The 17,723-nt window shown below is 52.2% G+C and carries 13 protein-coding genes; 11 read left to right on the plus strand and 2 right to left on the minus strand.

From position 1 onward, the window contains the following. Window positions 1-132 precede the first annotated feature (132 nt). Window positions 133-1,002, plus strand: coding sequence for a DNA-3-methyladenine glycosylase 2 (gene alkA / locus HV334_RS09440; RefSeq protein ID WP_181221542.1), 870 nt, complete (start codon window positions 133-135; stop codon window positions 1,000-1,002). Here the strand turns inward: alkA and HV334_RS09445 are convergent. Continuing rightward, window positions 970-4,299, minus strand: a complete 3,330-nt coding sequence (locus HV334_RS09445; RefSeq protein WP_181221544.1) for a diguanylate cyclase — start codon at window positions 4,297-4,299, stop codon at window positions 970-972. The two genes, alkA and HV334_RS09445, sit on opposite strands and share 33 nt — an antisense overlap. A gap of 315 nt (window positions 4,300-4,614) precedes the next feature. On the opposite strand from HV334_RS09445, the gene udk reads away from it, so the two are divergent. From udk to asmA, 3 genes are all read left to right on the plus strand, one after another. Then, window positions 4,615-5,256: a uridine kinase gene (udk, locus tag HV334_RS09450; protein WP_003036776.1), complete on the plus strand. Its 642-nt coding sequence runs from the start codon at window positions 4,615-4,617 to the stop codon at window positions 5,254-5,256. Window positions 5,257-5,347: 91 nt separating this feature from the next. Continuing rightward, window positions 5,348-5,929, plus strand: coding sequence for a dCTP deaminase (gene dcd / locus HV334_RS09455; RefSeq protein WP_016153598.1), 582 nt, complete (start codon window positions 5,348-5,350; stop codon window positions 5,927-5,929). 25 nt (window positions 5,930-5,954) lie between these two features. After that, window positions 5,955-7,805: an outer membrane assembly protein AsmA gene (gene asmA / locus HV334_RS09460; protein ID WP_103766506.1), complete on the plus strand. Its 1,851-nt coding sequence runs from the start codon at window positions 5,955-5,957 to the stop codon at window positions 7,803-7,805. Window positions 7,806-7,849: 44 nt separating this feature from the next. On the opposite strand, the gene HV334_RS09465 is transcribed toward asmA, so the two are convergent. Then, window positions 7,850-9,454: a TerC family protein gene (locus tag HV334_RS09465; protein ID WP_181221546.1), complete on the minus strand. Its 1,605-nt coding sequence runs from the start codon at window positions 9,452-9,454 to the stop codon at window positions 7,850-7,852. A gap of 653 nt (window positions 9,455-10,107) precedes the next feature. On the opposite strand from HV334_RS09465, the gene HV334_RS09470 reads away from it, so the two are divergent. The 7 genes from HV334_RS09470 to wcaD all read left to right on the plus strand — a co-directional run bounded on the left by HV334_RS09470 (window position 10,108) and on the right by wcaD (window position 17,721). Next, window positions 10,108-11,247 carry a polysaccharide export protein gene (locus tag HV334_RS09470; protein ID WP_029139591.1) on the plus strand — a complete coding sequence of 380 codons (1,140 nt, stop codon included), beginning with the start codon at window positions 10,108-10,110 and terminating at the stop codon, window positions 11,245-11,247. A 5-nt stretch (window positions 11,248-11,252) separates the two neighbouring features. Further along, window positions 11,253-11,702: a low molecular weight protein-tyrosine-phosphatase Wzb gene (wzb, locus tag HV334_RS09475; protein WP_016156925.1), complete on the plus strand. Its 450-nt coding sequence runs from the start codon at window positions 11,253-11,255 to the stop codon at window positions 11,700-11,702. Then, complete coding sequence (gene wzc / locus HV334_RS09480; RefSeq protein ID WP_181221547.1) at window positions 11,699-13,861, plus strand: tyrosine-protein kinase Wzc; 2,163 nt, start codon at window positions 11,699-11,701, stop codon at window positions 13,859-13,861. The genes wzb and wzc overlap by 4 nt, the downstream gene beginning before the upstream one ends. A 120-nt stretch (window positions 13,862-13,981) precedes the next feature. After that, entirely contained in the window at window positions 13,982-14,824 is an 843-nt protein-coding gene (gene wcaA / locus HV334_RS09485; RefSeq protein WP_016153592.1) for a colanic acid biosynthesis glycosyltransferase WcaA, read from the plus strand. 2 nt (window positions 14,825-14,826) lie between these two features. Beyond that, entirely contained in the window at window positions 14,827-15,315 is a 489-nt protein-coding gene (wcaB, locus tag HV334_RS09490; RefSeq protein WP_016156923.1) for a colanic acid biosynthesis acetyltransferase WcaB, read from the plus strand. Further along, window positions 15,312-16,529, plus strand: a complete 1,218-nt coding sequence (gene wcaC / locus HV334_RS09495) for a colanic acid biosynthesis glycosyltransferase WcaC (RefSeq protein WP_181221549.1) — start codon at window positions 15,312-15,314, stop codon at window positions 16,527-16,529. The genes wcaB and wcaC overlap by 4 nt, the downstream gene beginning before the upstream one ends. After that, window positions 16,504-17,721 (plus strand): colanic acid polymerase WcaD, encoded by a 1,218-nt coding sequence (wcaD, locus tag HV334_RS09500; protein WP_047499633.1) that lies wholly within the window; start codon window positions 16,504-16,506, stop codon window positions 17,719-17,721. The genes wcaC and wcaD overlap by 26 nt, the downstream gene beginning before the upstream one ends. Window positions 17,722-17,723: the final 2 nt, after the last annotated feature.

Raw genomic sequence — 17,723 nt, forward strand, 5'->3', positions numbered from 1 at the left:
AAAATCCCCATGCCAGTGAAGAAGGGGCGTGACTTTAACGAAATGTTGACGCTCCGACAACTGGAATATGAAAGCAAGGCGCATCGATTGAATACCGTTTATGCTGTAGGTTTGCATAAAAAGGAAAACTGAATGTTCACGCTGAGCTGGCAACCGCCTTATGACTGGCCCTGGATGCTGGGATTTCTTGCCGCCCGTGCGGTTGACGGTGTCGAAACGGTGGAGGAACTGAGTTATACCAGAAGCCTGTCCGTAGGGGAGCATCGGGGTCTGGTGCGCGTCGTACCGGATTTGCACGCCAATGTGCTACACGTGACGTTAAGTTCGGGATTACAACCCGCCGCCCCCGAGTGCCTGGCGAAAATAACCCGCTTGTTTGATCTTACCTGTTGCCCGCAGCAAATTGTCAGCGCGCTGGGAAGCCTTGGTGCGGCGCGTCCGGGACTGCGCCTGCCGGGATGTGTCGATGCTTTTGAGCAAGGGGTACGGGCGATTTTAGGGCAGTTAGTCAGCGTGGCTATGGCGGCAAAACTGACGGCGAAAGTCGCCCATGCTTATGGCGACACGCTGGAGGATGCGCCAGGGTATGTTTCTTTTCCCACGCCTGAAGCGCTTGCTGACGCCGAACCGTTGCACCTGAAAGCGTTAGGGATGCCGCTCAAACGCGCTGAAGCGTTGATTCACCTGGCGCGTGCAACGCTTGAAGGAACGCTTGCGACAATAGCGCCTGACGATATTGAGCAAGGCGTTAAGCAACTACAAACGTTTCCCGGAATAGGGCGCTGGACCGCCAACTATTTTGCGCTGCGTGGTTGGCAGGCGAAGGATGTTTTTCTGCCGGATGATTATCTGATTAAACAGCGTTTTCCCGGCATGACGCCAGCCCAGATCCGGCGGTATGCAGAGCGTTGGAAACCCTGGCGCTCCTATGCACTCTTGCATATTTGGTACACGGATGGCTGGCTTCCGTCAGTTGATGGCGAAATTACTGGTATTCAGTAGCAGATCCAGCGGTTGGGCGTTGGCAATAATGTCGCCATAAATCATGTCAATACCGATGCCAGAAAGCGCATCCATGATAAGCGGCAACTGCACCGGACCGGCGATGCTTTTAATGTCCAGACGCTGGGCATGGCCCTGGATAATGGACACCCACATCTCGTCAATCAGGTCTCCGTGAGCGCTGGCGCTTAGCTCGCTGTCAAGCAACAGGTAATCGACAATGTGGTATTTCAGATTGTCAAAAAGCTCTAAATCACGACCGACCTGACTTAACACAATTCGACAACCGAACTGACGTAGCCGATGCAGGGCGGATATCGCCTGCGTTGGATTCGTTTTGATGACGCTGGCCGGAACGGTCAGGTGCAGCAGGCGTGGCGGTAACGGGCTATGTTGCAATTGTTCCAGCAGCTCATCAACAAGTTCTGAATTGAGCAGCCCGGCGGCGGAAAGGGGGAGCGCAACACTGAGGCCCTTGCTGGCGACTGCCGGGGCAGCATTCTGGAAGAATTCGCTGAATACCCGACGGTCGAGCGCTTGATTCAATGTGGGATCGACCAGCCCGGTACGGAATGTCTGCTCTTCAATCACTTCGCCTTCAGCGGTCCCTAAGCGTAGCGATATAAGCCAGAAGCTAAACGTCTCAGGTATACGTGGAGAAGCCACGCCTCTGGCGATCATCAGCATGGGGCTGTGCATAATGGTATGCTTTTGTTCATCCAATGACAGTTGGCTACGCGCGGCATGCGCCTGGCTTTGCTGGGGTTCATAGACGCAGACACGCCCACGTCCGCTGTTTTTCGCCGCGTAGCAGGCGATATCCGCCTGAGACATGACGTCAGTCGCAACATGGTTTTTGTCATCAATCAGCGTAATTCCCGCACTGGCGCCAATGCGGTGCAAGCGGCCATCCCACATGAAGTGGTAATCGTTAATAGCACTGATGATGCGACCTGAGATGAAGCGGGCGCTTTCGATATTACAATCCGGCAGCAACAGACCAAACTCGTCGCCGCCAAGGCGCGCCAGCATATCGCTGGACCGCAGCATGCTTAGCATCAGTGAAGAGAGTTCGCGCAGCAGGGCATCGCCTGCAGCATGACCTGCGCTATCGTTCACCGCTTTAAAACGATCAAGATCGATAAAAACCAGCACATGACTTTGGTGCGCGTCGTGCACCGTATGCAGCAACTGTTTGAGATGGTTTTCAAAGCTGACCCGATTGGCCAACTGCGTCAGGTCGTCATGCGAAGCGCTGTAGCTAAGCTGGCGCAGCATCTTACGTGACTCGGTGACATCCTGAATGACCAGCACCGAGCCAATGCTGCCGCCATCAAGGGTACTGAGGGGCGTGATGCTGTACTGAATGTCATAACTGTTGCCGTTGCGACAATGCAGGACGACTTCTTGTTCCATTGCCTTACGCGACATGTCGGCGCTGTAGATATTTTCCATCAGCGGACCGTTATCGCCGAAAGTAATACGCAGTACCGTCAGGAGCGGAATGCTAATTGCGTTTTCCTGCTGCCAGCCGCTCATTTTCTCAGCGACCGGATTCATAAAGGTCACATTCATGTCGACATCAATACAAATCACCGCCTCGCCGATGGAGTCCAGCGTAATATGCAAACGCTCTTTTTCTTGAAACAGCGCTTCGTTGAGCTGCTTCACCTCGGTCATATCCATATTGATGCCAAGTAAGCGTTCAACTTCACCGTCTTTATTCAGTACCCGGTTGGCCAACGAGCGGATATGCCATATGCCACCTTTTACTGCGATACGAAACTCAAGCTTAAACGGGGCTCGTGCGGCCAGCGAATCGCGAATCACATTTTCGGCGTGTTCGCGATCTTCAGGCACAACGCATTCATACCAGACTTGCCAGCTGGGCTTGATATGTGCCGGGACTTCGTAGAGATCGAACATACGCTTATCCCAGCTGATCACATCAGGCTGCAGCTCCCATTCCCAAATGCCGATCCCCCCGGCTTCATTAGCGAGCGTAATGCGCTCCATCAGCCGTTTGTTCATCCACTCGGTATGCTTCAGATCGTTAATATCCTCAATCTGCGCAATAAAGTAGAGTGGGGTGGTGTCGCTATGGCGCACCAGCGAAACGGCCAGCAAGGCCCATACCACCTCGCCTGCGCGCGTGTAATAGCGTTTCTCCATGGAATAGCTGTTAATTTCCCCGCGTGCCAGCATGTTCAACTGTTCGAGGTCATTGTTCAAATCTTCCGGCCAGGTTAATTGCTGGAAGGTGAGCGAACGTAGCTCCTCCTGGCTATAGCCCAGAAACTGGCACAAGGCTTTATTGGCCTGTAGCCATTGCCCCTCGGTCCCGACCAGCGCCATGCCAATTGCGGAATATTCCATAGCATTGCGAAAGCGCGCTTCGCTTTCTGAGATGTGCTTGCGTTCAGCCCGAAACGCGTACATCACCATGGTCATCATATTGGCTGGCAACAGGATCATCAAAAACGGCAGCCACGGTATGCTGGTCATCATGTTCTGTTTGGGGGTGTAGAGCAGCGAAGGGTCAGCGGCCAACATCAGCGAAACCATCATCACGGTACTGAGGAAAATTAAAAACGCCTCCATACGCGGCAGGCGGACAGCGCTCCACATCAACAGGACAATAACGCAGGTAAACGGCCATGGAATGAACATCATCGACAGCCAACTGAATGTTAACGTCACCAGAAGCGTAATCAGAGTTTCAAGCAGTAATCGCGGATTGCGGTGGCGCAGCAGATAATGTGGCTTAAACAGTAAACCTAATGGTACCAGCGCCAGCGCGCCGATGGATTCTGACAGCACCCAAATGAGGAAGGTATTTAACGACGTTTCTTGCGGTAATAATAACCAGAGTAATACGCCGCCCAGCAGCGGAGGGACCACTGCGCTGCCGAATGCCAGGCGCGCCCAGTCGTTGAGATTTTGTAAAGGATTGTACCAGGGCAGCAGTTTGCGCAATAACATTGCCCCCACGACAGCCTCAATAATGTTGATGGCCGTGTAGGTAAAGCTAAGCGACTCGCCGGGGAAGAAGAGCAAAGAACCCGCGATGTTACCCAATGAGCACGCCAGCGCGATCCCCGGCCACATTTTTCCCGCATGGCGGTAAAAAGCCACCATCATGATTGAGGTCGGAAACCACAGCGGCGCCAGCTGCGCACCGAAACGAGACAGTTCCAGCGAGAACAGCGTAAAGATGAAAGCCACCAGACCTAAACTGGCCAGGCGCAGTAGAGGATGAGGTAAGGTAACTAAAACATGTTGGGATTGTTTACTCATTACCACTCTACCCAAATAGCCGTTGTCGCCCAGTAGAGATGCCGGACGCATCACATTTAATCTGGGTTTATGCTAGTACAAATAATTTACAATTTATACGCCAGCTGCTCATAAATTAACACTCTCAAGCTATTAATTACTAAGGCTGGCGAATAAATGTAGCGCATGCTTTAAATATGACCGTTTTAATTTGCGACAGGGAAGGCATTGGTGCAGCCTGGGCTGGCGTCGCGCCGCTGAAATCCCTATAATTGCCGCGTTTGGCGTTTCGGCGCCGCCCTTCCTAACATCCAGGTTAATCAGGTCGCTAAATTTATGACTGATCAGTCCCATCAGTGCGTCATTATCGGCATTGCCGGCGCATCGGCTTCCGGCAAGAGTCTTATTGCCAGTACTCTTTATCGCGAATTGCGTGAACAAGTCGGTGACGAACATATTGGCGTTATTCCCGAAGACAGCTATTACAAAGATCAAAGCCATCTATCGATGGAAGAGCGTGTAAAAACCAACTACGACCATCCGAACGCGATGGATCACAGCCTGCTGTTCCAACATCTGCAAACGCTGAAACGCGGTAGTGCCATTGAGCTGCCGGTGTACAGCTACGTTGAGCACACGCGCACGCAAGACACTATTCATATCGAACCCAAGAAAGTCATCATCCTGGAAGGCATTTTGCTGCTGACGGATGCGCGTTTGCGTGATGAGATGAACTTCTCTATTTTTGTTGATACCCCGCTGGATATTTGCCTGATGCGCCGTATCAAGCGCGATGTGAACGAACGTGGTCGTTCAATGGATTCAGTGATGGCGCAATATCAGAAAACCGTCCGTCCGATGTTCCTGCAATTTATTGAGCCTTCAAAACAATACGCCGACATCATTGTGCCGCGCGGGGGTAAAAACCGCATCGCCATCGATATTCTGAAGGCTAAAATCAGTCAGTTCTTTGAATAAGTTCAGCGAATTGTGTACCGTTCAGTGATAACCTGGTTCACCCTTAATGCACCTGGCATTAAGGGGTTGAAGCACGAAAGGAGAAAGTGCCATGCGTTTATGTGACCGAGATATTGAAGCCTGGTTGGATCAAGGTCGTCTGTCGATCAATCCACGCCCTCCTGTCGAGCGAATCAACGGCGCCACGGTAGATGTGCGCCTTGGCAACAAATTCCGTACGTTCCGCGGGCATACGGCGGCGTATATCGATCTGAGCGGACCGAAAGATGAAGTCAGCGCCGCGCTGGATCGCGTGATGAGTGATGAAATCGTCCTCAAAGACGGCGAGGCATTTTTCCTGCATCCGGGCGAACTGGCGCTGGCAGTGACGTTCGAATCCGTGACGCTGCCTTCCGATCTTGTGGGTTGGTTAGATGGCCGCTCTTCGCTGGCGCGTCTGGGACTGATGGTACACGTCACCGCACACCGTATCGATCCGGGCTGGTCTGGCTGCATCGTACTGGAGTTTTACAACTCCGGAAAACTACCGCTGGCCCTGCGTCCTGGCATGCCGATTGGCGCATTAAGCTTCGAACCGCTTTCCGGTCCGGCGGCGCGACCTTACAACCGTCGTCAGGATGCAAAGTATCGCGATCAGCAGGGCGCCGTTGCCAGCCGGATCGATAAAGACTGAGTATTTTCAGTCCATTGGGGATAGCATGAGACGATTTCTGACGACGCTGATGATTCTACTGGTCGTGCTGGTGGCCGGTTTTTCTGCGTTAGTACTGTTGGTTAATCCGAATGATTTCCGCGCATATATGGTCAAGCAGGTTGCTGCGCGTAGCGGATATCAGCTGCAGTTGGATGGCCCTCTGCGTTGGCACGTATGGCCTCAGCTGAGTATCCTCTCGGGGCGCATGGTGTTAACGGCTGAAGGCGCCAGCGAACCCCTGATTCGTGCCGACAATATGCGTCTTGACGTCGCGTTGTGGCCGCTGTTGAGTCACCAGCTCAGCGTGAAGCAGGTGATGCTCAAAGGCGCGGTGATTCAACTGACCCCGCAAACTGAAGCGGTGCGCGGCAAAGATGCGCCCGTTGCCCCAAAAGACAATACGTTGCCCGACCTGGCTGAAGACAGAGGATGGTCGTTTGATATTGCCCGCCTGCGTGTTGCCGATAGCGTTCTGGTATTCCAGCATGAAGACGATGAACAGGTCACGGTTCGCGATATTCGTCTGGATATGGAACAGGATAACCAGCACCGCGGCACGTTTGATTTCTCCGGGCGCGTTAACCGCGATCAGCGTGACCTCGCGTTATCCTTCAACGGCAGCGTTGATGCCTCCGACTATCCGCATAACTTATCCGCGAATATTGAGCAGCTAAGCTGGCAATTGCAGGGGGCCGATCTACCGGCGCAGGGGATCAAAGGCCAGGGACAGTTTCAGGCGCAGTGGCTGGAAGAGAAAAAACAGCTCGCGTTTAGCCAGATTCATTTGACCGCTAACGACAGCTCTCTCGCCGGGCAAGTTCATGTGACATTGTTGGATAAACCAGAATGGGCCGTCGACCTGAAGTTTGGTCAGCTCAATCTGGACAATCTGCTCGTACAACGTGAGGCTGTGACGACGAACGGTGAGGTTCAGCAAGGTCAGAGTCAGTCAACGCTGGCGCGCCCCGTCATTGCTTCCCAGGTTGATGCCGTTTCGTATCAGGGACTGAAGGGATTTTCGGCAGACATCGCGTTGCAAGCTGACAAAGTGCTGTGGCGGAAAATGGCGTTTGACAATGTCTCGGCAAAAATTGACAACCAGTTCGGCTTGTTGAACGTTACGCAGTTGCAGGGGAAAAGTGACGGCGGGCTGGTGTCGCTTCCTGGTATGCTGGATGCCAGAAAAGGACAGCCGCGAGCGGTCTTCCATCCGCGCCTGGAAGGCGTAGAAATTGGTACTATCCTGAAAGCCTTCGACTACCCCATCGCCCTCACCGGTAAGCTGTCACTGGCAGGGGATTTCTCTGGCTCAGATATTGATGCCCAGGCGTTTCGTCATAGCTGGCAAGGGCAGGCCCATGTCGAAATGAGCGATACGCGAATGGAAGGAATGAACTTTCAGCAGATGATACAACAGGCCGTCGAGCGTAGCGGTGGGGATGTTAAAGCTCAGCAAAACCTGGATAACGTGACCCGGTTGGATCATTTTGTAACCGATATGACGCTGGATAACGGCGAGGTTACGCTGGATAACATGGCGGGTGAGTCGGCGATGCTGGCGCTGACCGGCAAGGGAACGCTGGATCTGGTGAAGCTGAATTGCGACACGCTGTTTAACATTCGCGTGCTGGGCGGCTGGGATGGCGAAAGTAAGCTGATTAACTTCCTGAAGGCTACCCCGGTTCCTCTCAGAGTCTACGGTCAGTGGCAGGCGCTAAACTACAGTCTGCAGGTCGACCAGATTTTGCGTAAGCATTTGCAGGATGAAGCGAAACGTCGCCTTAACGATTGGGCCGATCGCAATAAAGACTCCCGCAACGGTAAAGATGTTAAAAAGTTGCTGGATAAACTCTGATTCATATTGCCGGATGGCGGTTGATGCCGCCTCCGGCTCGTGATTTACACCTCGTAATCCATCTCTTCTTCACTGTGCAGCGGTATCAGTTGGACTTTTTGCACGCGATGATTTTCCACCTGCAGGGTTTTTAGTCGATAGTCGCCGACCTGAACTTCCTCCCCGGTTTTCGGGATGCGCTGCAAATACTCCATTAACAGTCCGGCAATGGTGTGATATTCACGCTTATCATCTAACGGGATAGGCACATACTGCACCAGATCTTCCAACGGCATGTGTCCGTTAGCGGTCCATGAACCATCTGCGTTTTTCTGAATGTCATGGCGGGCGTCAATCTCCTCTACCTCATTTGGCAGGTTACCGGCGATGGTTTCCATCACATCACTGAGCGTAACAATCCCTTCAACTGACCCAAATTCATCCGCCACAAAAGCGAAGTGCGTCCGGGCGTTACGGAACTGCTCAAGCGCCGGAAGCAGCGGCAGAGTTTCCGGGAACACCAACGGCTGGCGAATCAAGACGCGTAAGTCGAGCGGCTCGCCGCGAAGAGATTGCTGTAGCAGGTCGATGACATGCACCACGCCCAGCAAGTCTTCCTGCTCATCTTCGCCGGTGACCACCAGACGCGTATGCTGGTTTTTTTCCAGCAAAGCGCGGATTTCTGTTTCCGGCGCATTGAGGTCGATGTGCTCAATATCATGGCGCGAGGTCATGATGCTGCTGACCGTACGCTGATTAAGGTTCAGCACACGTTCAATCATCCGCCGTTCCTGAGGGGCAAAAATTTGGCCTTCATGATGGTCTGCCAGCATTGCCGCGGTTTCGGCATCCAGTTCGGCGTCTTCTTTTTGCCCGCTCAGCAGTCGCATTACCGCCTCGGCGGTGCGCTGGCGCAGGGTATGGTTGGCTGACAGGAAGCGACGGCGGTTAAAGATAGCTAACTGGTTCAATGCTTCTATCATGACCGAGAAGCCGATGGCGGCGTACAGGTAACCTTTCGGAATATGGAAACCAAACCCATCGGCGACCAGACTGAAACCAATCATCAGCAAGAAGCTCAGGCACAGAATGACGATAGTGGGATGGCTGTTGACAAAGCGCGTCAGCGACTTGCTGGCAAGCACCATCAGGCTGATGGCAATAATCACCGCGGCCATCATTACCGCCAGGTGATCGACCATCCCCACGGCGGTAATGACGGAATCCAGGGAGAAGATGGCGTCCAGCACGACTATTTGCGCGACGACGCCCCAGAACTTAGCGCCTTTACGCTGGGTCGGGTTCTCGCTGTCTTTGCCTTCCAGCCGTTCGTTTAGCTCCATGGTGGCTTTAAACAGCAGGAAGAAACCGCCGAACAGCATGATCAGATCGCGCGCGCTGAAGCTCAGGCCGCGCGCGCTGAAGCTCAGGCCGCGAATGCTGAACAGCGGCGTGGTCAGCGTTACCAGCCATGATATTGATGCCAACAGCAGCAGGCGCATGACCATCGCCAGCAGTAGCCCGGTAATACGCGCCTTATCCCGCTGGGCAGGAGGCAGTTTCTCCGCGAGGATGGCAATAAAAACAAGATTATCAATGCCAAGAACAAGTTCGATCACGATTAGCGTGACGAGTCCGGCCCAGATTGACGGATCGGCAATCCATTCCATAGTAAATGCTATACCCATAGTTATATGACAATTGTCACAATTCGATCATGGGTAAAACTGGCGAAAAATGCAATGGCGAGGAGGGATTTCTCTGTAGCCTATTACAATCAGGTACGGGATATTAGCCTTAATGTAACTACAGGAAATAATATTATTAATCCAAAGCTCTTTAAGAAATATCGCAGGTGGGATATTTCTATATTAATATTGTCAATATCAATAAAATCCTAAAAATATACAAATTCAACGCTTAATATTAATCTTAAAAGCAAGTTGTCGGTAACTTGTTACCTTGCCTGATATTCGCTTAGCTGCAACAATTCCTCCGGTAATAATCAAAAGATAAATATTTCCTTATCAACCAGCGGCGCTATTCCTGATGCGTTCCCGCTGTGAATGTGATGAAAATAAAGGGGAAGATAAAAATTTAAATTAATCAGTGCATTGGTAGCTAATGAAGCCAGGGGCGGTAGCGTGTCTGGTCGCCTGAGACGAGCCTAAATTATTCTGTCAAGAGACCGCAGATGAATTCATTTTTTTAGGACAGATGCCAGTTAAATTCCTTTTCAATTAACGGCAAGGTAAATGCGTACAGGCGAAGTCGCTATTTAGATCGCACGTGATAATTACTCTGCCAAAGTGATAAATAATCAATGATGAAATCCAAACTTAAATTGATGCCTGTATTGGTATCGGTAATCTTGATAAACGGTTGTACCGTGCTTCCGGGCAGCAATATGTCTACGATGGGCAAAGATGTGATTAAACAGCAGGACGCTGATTTTGATATCGATCGCATGGTGAATGTTTATCCACTCACCCCACGACTGGTCGAACAATTACGTCCCCGACCAAATGTTGCGCAGCCTAATATGTCTCTCGACCAGGAGATTGCCGGGTATCAGTACCGGGTCGGCCCGGGCGATGTCCTGAATGTTACCGTCTGGGATCATCCTGAACTCACCACGCCGGCCGGACAGTATCGTAGCTCAAGTGATGCCGGCAACTGGGTGCAGCCTGATGGCACCATGTTTTACCCCTACATCGGCAAAGTTAGCGTGTCAGGGAAAACGTTGGCCGAAATTCGTAGTGATATTACCGGGCGCTTAGCGAAGTACATTGCTGACCCGCAGGTGGACGTTAATATCGCCGCTTTCCGTTCGCAGAAGGCCTATGTCTCCGGGCAGGTGAACAAATCCGGCCAGCAGGCCATCACCAACGTGCCGCTTACCGTTCTCGATGCCATTAACGCCGCAGGCGGTCTCACCGAGGCGGCAGACTGGCGCAACGTTGTACTGACTCATAAAGGGCAGGAGCAACGCATTTCACTGCAAGCGCTAATGCAAAATGGCGACCTGAGCCAGAACCGTCTGCTCTATCCTGGCGACATCCTGTTTGTTCCGCGTAATGACGATTTGAAAGTCTTCGTAATGGGGGAAGTGAAAAAACAGAGCACCCTCAAAATGGACTTCAGCGGCATGACGCTCACCGAAGCACTCGGCAACGCGGAAGGTATCGACCTGACCACCTCCAACGCCAGCGGCATTTTCGTTATTCGTCCATTGAAAGGCGAGGGCGGGAACAACGGCAAGATCGCCAATATCTATCAGCTTGATATGTCCGATGCGACATCGCTGGTGATGGCGACGTCATTCCGACTCCAGCCATACGATGTGGTGTACGTCACTACCGCGCCGGTTGCTCGCTGGAACCGTTTGATCAATCAGTTGCTGCCGACTATTAGCGGTGTTCGCTATATGACGGACACGGCCAGCGACCTTCACAACTGGTAATCGTCATGTTTAACAAAATCTTAGTTGTCTGTGTGGGGAACATTTGCCGCTCTCCGACGGCAGAGCGCTTGTTAAGGCAATTTCACCCGGCGTTGACGGTATCTTCTGCCGGCCTTGGGGCGTTGGTAGGCAAAGGCGCGGACCCGTGCGCCATCAGCGTGGCGCAGGCGCACAACCTGTCACTGGAGAATCATTGTGCCCGGCAGATCTCGGGACGAATGTGCCGGGAGTATGACCTGATCCTGACCATGGAAAAACGCCATATCTCTGCCCTGTGTGAAATGGTGCCGGAGATGCGCGGCAAAGTGATGTTGTTTGGTCACTGGGACAGCGAGCGCGAAATTCCCGATCCGTATCGTAAAAGCCGTGATGCGTTTGACGCGGTGTACGCATTACTTGAACGGTCTGCACGCCAATGGGCTCAGGCACTGAACGCAGAGCAGGGAAAACAATGACAGAAAAAGTAAAACAGTCTGCTGCGCCGGTAACGGGCAATGATGAAATCGATATTGGCCGTCTGGTGGCAACGGTGGTGGAAGCCCGCTGGTGGGTGCTTGGTATTACTGCGGCATTTGCATTATGCGCAGCGGTTTACACGCTATTTGCCACTCCGATCTACAGTGCGGACGCGCTGGTGCAAATTGAGCAAAATACCGGAAATTCACTGGTGCAGGATATTGGCTCGGCGTTGTCGAACAAACCTCCGGCCTCTGAAGCGGAAATTCAGCTCATCCAGTCACGGCTGGTATTGGGGAAAACGGTAGACGATCTCAACCTGGATATCGCGGTTACCAAAGATACGTTCCCCATTTTTGGCGCGGGTTGGGGTCGGTTGATGGGGCGCCAGAACGAAACGGTTAACGTGACGACTTTCACGCTGCCAAAGGCAATGAATGAACAGACCTTCACGCTAAGCGTGCTGAATGACAAAAGTTATCAGCTGGTGAGTGACGGAGGTTTTAGCGCCCAGGGGCAGGTTGGGCAGGTGCTGAAACATGACGGCGTGACGATGCTGGTCGAGGCGATCCATGCCAGCCCTGAGAGCCAATTTACCGTCAGCAAATTCTCCACGCTGGGCATGATCAACACCCTGCAAAATAATCTGATGGTGACGGAAACCGGCAAAGACACTGGCGTACTGAGCCTGACCTTTACCGGCGAAGACCGCGAGCAAATCCGCCAGATCCTTGACAGTATTACCCGCAACTACCTGCAACAAAACGTGGAGCGTAAATCTGAAGAGGCCGCCAAAAGTCTGGCGTTTCTGGCAAAGCAGTTGCCCGAGGTACGTAACCGGCTGGACGTTGCCGAAAACAAGCTGAATGCCTTTCGTCAGGACAAAGACTCCGTGGATTTGCCGCTGGAAGCCAAAGCGGTGCTGGATTCCATGGTGAATATTGATGCGCAGCTTAATGAGCTGACCTTCAAAGAAGCGGAGATTTCCAAGCTGTTCACCAAAGCGCACCCTGCGTACCGCACCTTGTTGGAAAAACGCCAGGCGCTGGAAGATGAGAAAAGCAAGCTGAACGGGCGCGTAACGGCGATGCCGAAAACGCAGCAGGAAATTGTCCGTCTGACGCGTGACGTGGAGTCCGGCCAGCAGGTCTATATGCAGCTGCTGAACAAGCAACAGGAGCTGAAGATTACCGAGGCCAGTACGGTCGGAGATGTGCGCATCGTCGATCCCGCGATTGCCCAGCCAGGCGTGCTGAAGCCGAAAACGACGCTGATTATTCTCGGCAGCATCATTCTTGGTTTGATGCTTTCAGTGGTGGGCGTATTGCTGCGTTCCCTGTTTAATCGCGGCATTGAAAGCCCACAGGCGCTGGAAGAGCATGGTATCAGCGTGTATGCCAGCATTCCGCTATCAGAATGGCAAAAAGCACGCGATAACGTGCAGACCATTAAAGGCGTGAAACGCTACAAGCAAAGCCAGTTGCTGGCGGTGGGGAATCCGACGGATCTTGCGATAGAAGCGGTCCGCAGCCTGCGTACCAGCCTGCACTTTGCCATGATGCAGGCGCGCAACAACGTCTTGATGCTGACCGGCGTCAGCCCGTCGATTGGTAAAACGTTTGTCTGCGCCAACCTGGCGGCGGTCGTTAGTCAGACCAACAAACGCGTGCTGTTGATCGACTGCGACATGCGCAAAGGTTATACCCACGAGCTGCTGGGGACCAATAACGTTAACGGTCTGTCTGAGATCCTCATCGGCAAGGGGGATATCTCATCCAGCGCGAAACCGACATCGATTCCACATTTTGATCTGATCCCTCGCGGACAAATTCCCCCCAACCCCTCCGAGTTGCTGATGAGTGAACGCTTTGGCGAACTGATTGCATGGGCCAGCTCGCACTATGACCTGGTGCTGATCGATACCCCGCCAATACTGGCGGTGACCGACGCGGCTATCGTGGGTCGTCACGCTGGAACCACGCTGATGGTGGCGCGTTACGCGGTCAACACGCTGAAAGAGGTGGAAACCAGCCTGAGTCGCTTCGAGCAAAACGGCATTCAGGTGAAAGGGGTGATCCTGAACTCGATCTTCCGCCGCGCCAGCGGGTATCAGGATTACGGTTACTACGAATACGAGTACACCTCGGATTCGAAATAGATTACGAACATTGCCGGATAGCGGCCCACAAAAACATATTTATACCCTTAATAATTCGGGTTGCAGGAAAGCCAACGCAGATGCAACTTGAAGTATGACGGGGATATCTGGGAAACGAAAATGACGACAGACAACCCGCTAATTTCAATTTATATGCCCACCTGGAACCGTCAGCAACTGGCCATCCGGGCGATTAAATCGGTACTGCGCCAGGACTATCCTCACTGGGAGATGATCATTGTGGATGATTGCTCTTCCTCGTATGAGCAACTGCAGCAATTTGTTGAAGAGCTCAACGATCCGCGTGTGTCGTATACGCGTAATCCCACTAACTCCGGAGCCTGTGCGGTGCGTAATCAGGCCATCATGCAGGCCAGTGGGCAATATATTACGGGTATTGATGATGATGATGAATGGACGCCGAACCGCCTGAGCGTATTTCTCAATTATCGCCATCATCTGGTGACGCGGGCGTTTCTGTATGCCAATGACTATGTCTGTGAAGGCGAAGTATATTCGCAGCCGACCAGTTTGCCGCTCTATCCGAAGGCCGTTTATTCACGCCGTAAGTTTTATAAGCGCAATATTATTGGTAATCAGGTGTTTACCTGGGCCTGGCGGTTTAAAGCATGCCTGTTCGATACCACGCTGAAAGCGGCGCAGGATTATGACATTTTCCTGCGCATGGTGGTGGCGTATGGCAAACCGTGGAAGGTAAAAGAGGCAACGCAGATCCTGCATGTGAATCACGGTGAAATGCGTATTACCTCATCCCCGCATAAGTTCTCCGGCTACTTTCAGTTCTACCGTAAGCACAAAGGCAAATTTGACCGGGCCAGCAAGAAATATCAGCTGTTTACCCTCTACCAGATCCGCAATAAACGGATGAACTGGCGCACTTTGCTGACGCTGCTTTCTGTTCGCAATAGTAAGCGCCTGGCCGACGGACTGCGAGGACGCTAAGTATGCTGGAAGATTTACGCGCGAACGGCTGGAGTCTGCGACCCTGCTGCATGGTGGTGGCCTATCGGATTGCCCATTTTTGCTCCGTCTGGCGTAAAAAAAATGTCTTGAACAACCTGTGGGCGGCGCCGGTGCTGGTGATGTATCGCCTTATCACTGAATGCGTGTTTGGCTATGAAATCCAGGCCGCTGCATCTATTGGTCGTCGTTTCACCATCCATCATGGCTATGGGGTGGTGATCAATAAACACGTGGTGGCGGGGGATGATTTCACCCTGCGCCACGGCGTCACCATCGGCAATCTTGGCGGCAACGATCTGTCCTGTCCGGTCATCGGTAACGGCGTTGAGCTGGGGGCCAATGTCACTCTGCTTGGCGGCGTTGCCATTGGCGATAACGTGACGATTGGCGCCGGGAGCGTCGTAGTGGACAGCATCCCGGACAATACGCTGGTCGTGGGCGAGAAGGCACGGGTGAAGGTAATAAAATGAAGATATTACAGTTTAATGTGCGACTCGCAGAAGGCGGGGCGGCAGGTGTGGCGTTAGATTTGCATCTGAGGGCGCTGGAAAAAGGGCTGTCATCGCATTTTGTCTACGGCTATGGCAAAGGCGGTAAGAAAAGCGTCAGCCATGCGAATTACCCGCAGGTTATCAAACATACGCCACGTCTGACGTCGGCGGCGAACATTGCGCTGTTTCGTTTCGCGAACCGCGACATGTTTGGCAATCTCGACAAGTTTTACCGTACGGTAACCCGCACTTCCGGCCCGCTGGTACTGCATTTTCATGTGTTGCACAGCTACTGGTTGAATCTGGAAGAGGTGGTCGCCTTTTGCCAAAAAGTGAAGGCGCATAAACCGGATATCACCTTCGTCTGGACGCTGCACGATCACTGGAGCGTGACCGGGCGCTGTGCCTTTACCGATGGTTGCGAAAGCTGGAAAACGGGCTGTCAGAAATGTCCAACGCTCAGTAACTATCCGCCGGTAAAAATCGATAAAGCCCATCAACAGTTGCCTGGTAAACGGCAGATGTTTCGCGCCATGCTGGCGCTGGGCTGCCAGTTCATCTCGCCCAGTCAGCATGTGGCCGATGCATTCAACAGTCTGTATGGCGCCGGTCGTTGCCGCATTATTAACAACGGCATCGATGTGGCAACGGAAGCCATTCTTGCCGAACTTCCCGCTAAGCATGAGGAAAGCGGCAGACCGAAAATCGCCGTGGTGGCCCATGACCTGCGCTATGACGGAAAAACCAGTCAGCAACTGGTGCGAGCGATGATTGCGCTCGGAGACAAAATTGAGCTGCATACCTTCGGCAAATTTTCCCCGTTTGTCGGGGATAACGTCATCAATCACGGGTTTGAGAGCGATAAGCGCACGTTGATGAGCGCGCTTAACGAGATGGATGGTCTGGTGTTCAGCTCGCGCGTTGATAACTACCCGCTGATTCTGTGTGAAGCGCTTTCCATCGGCGTACCGGTTATTGCTACGCATAGCGATGCCGCGCAGGAAGTGCTGGCGAAATCGGGCGGCAAAACGTTCAGCGAAGCGGACGTTTTGCACCTGGTGCAACTGAAAAGATCAGACATTGCGCAGGCGGTATTTGACACGTCGCTTGCCGCGTTCAGCCAGCGCAGCCGGGTGGCATATAGTGGGCAACAGATGCTGGAGGAGTATGTCTCGTTCTATCAGAATCTGTAGCTATATGGTGCTACCGCTGCTTTATCTGCTGGTTAACGTCAAACTCGCCCAGCTTGGCGAGAGCTTCCCGATAACTATCGTCACGTTCTTGCCCGTTCTGCTGTTGCTGTTTGTCGAGCGCATCAATATTAAAAAATTAATGATTGCGCTGGGCGTGGGGGGCGGACTGACGGCGTTTAACTATCTGTTCGGACAATCACTGGATGCCAGCAAGTACGTGACGTCCGCAATGCTGTTTGTCTATACCGTGGTGATTATCGGTATGGTGTGGAGTATTCGCTTCAAAACCATTTCGCCGCATAACTACATTAAGATCTTGCGTTTTTTCTGGCTGGTTGTGGGCCTGGTGGTGGGGTTAGCTGCGGTGGAAATGGCGCAGATAATTCTTAGTGGCGGCAGCAGTTTAATGGAAGTTATTTCGAAATATCTTATTTACAGTAATAGCTATGTTCTGAACTTTATTAAGTTTGGCGGGAAGCGCACCACTGCACTCTATTTCGAACCGGCATTCTTCGCTCTGGCGTTAATCTCAATTTGGCTCAGTATCAAACAGTTTGGTATCAAAACGCCTAAGTCCGATGCTATGATTCTGGCAGGGATAATATTATCAGGATCGTTTTCAGGGGTAATGACATTTATTTTGTTTTACCTCCTGGAGTGGGCGTTCCAGTATCTGAATAAAGATGCGATAAAAAAGAAGTTGCCGCTGGCGATAATCTCATTAAGCGTGTTTGTTGTTGGTGTGATATTTGCGTTTCCGTACATCGCGACACGGCTTGGAGATTTAGGAACTGAAGGCTCATCATCGTATTATCGTATCGTGGGACCATTAGTAATGGTCGGTTATTCGTTACTTAACGTTGATGGGGTAGTGAGATTCGGCTCACTTTATGAATATGTTGCGTCATTCGGAATTTTTAACGGTGCAGATGTTGGTAAAACGATAGACAATGGCTTGTATCTGCTGATTATTTATTTCTCATGGTTCGCGGTGATATTAGCCCTGTGGTACATGGGGAAAGTCATGAAGATGATGATCAATGCGTTTGGTGATAATCAGAATTATCGGGTGCAGCTTTATCTTTTTACGCCGCTGTCGCTGTTTTTTACAGGTTCAGTATTTAGTCCGGAATACGCATTTTTAATTGTATGTCCGTTTATTTTGCGCAAGGCGCTGAATATAGCGAGGTAGAA

This window comes from Citrobacter sp. RHBSTW-00944 (genome assembly GCF_013615435.1).
GTDB lineage: Bacteria > Pseudomonadota > Gammaproteobacteria > Enterobacterales > Enterobacteriaceae > Citrobacter > Citrobacter braakii.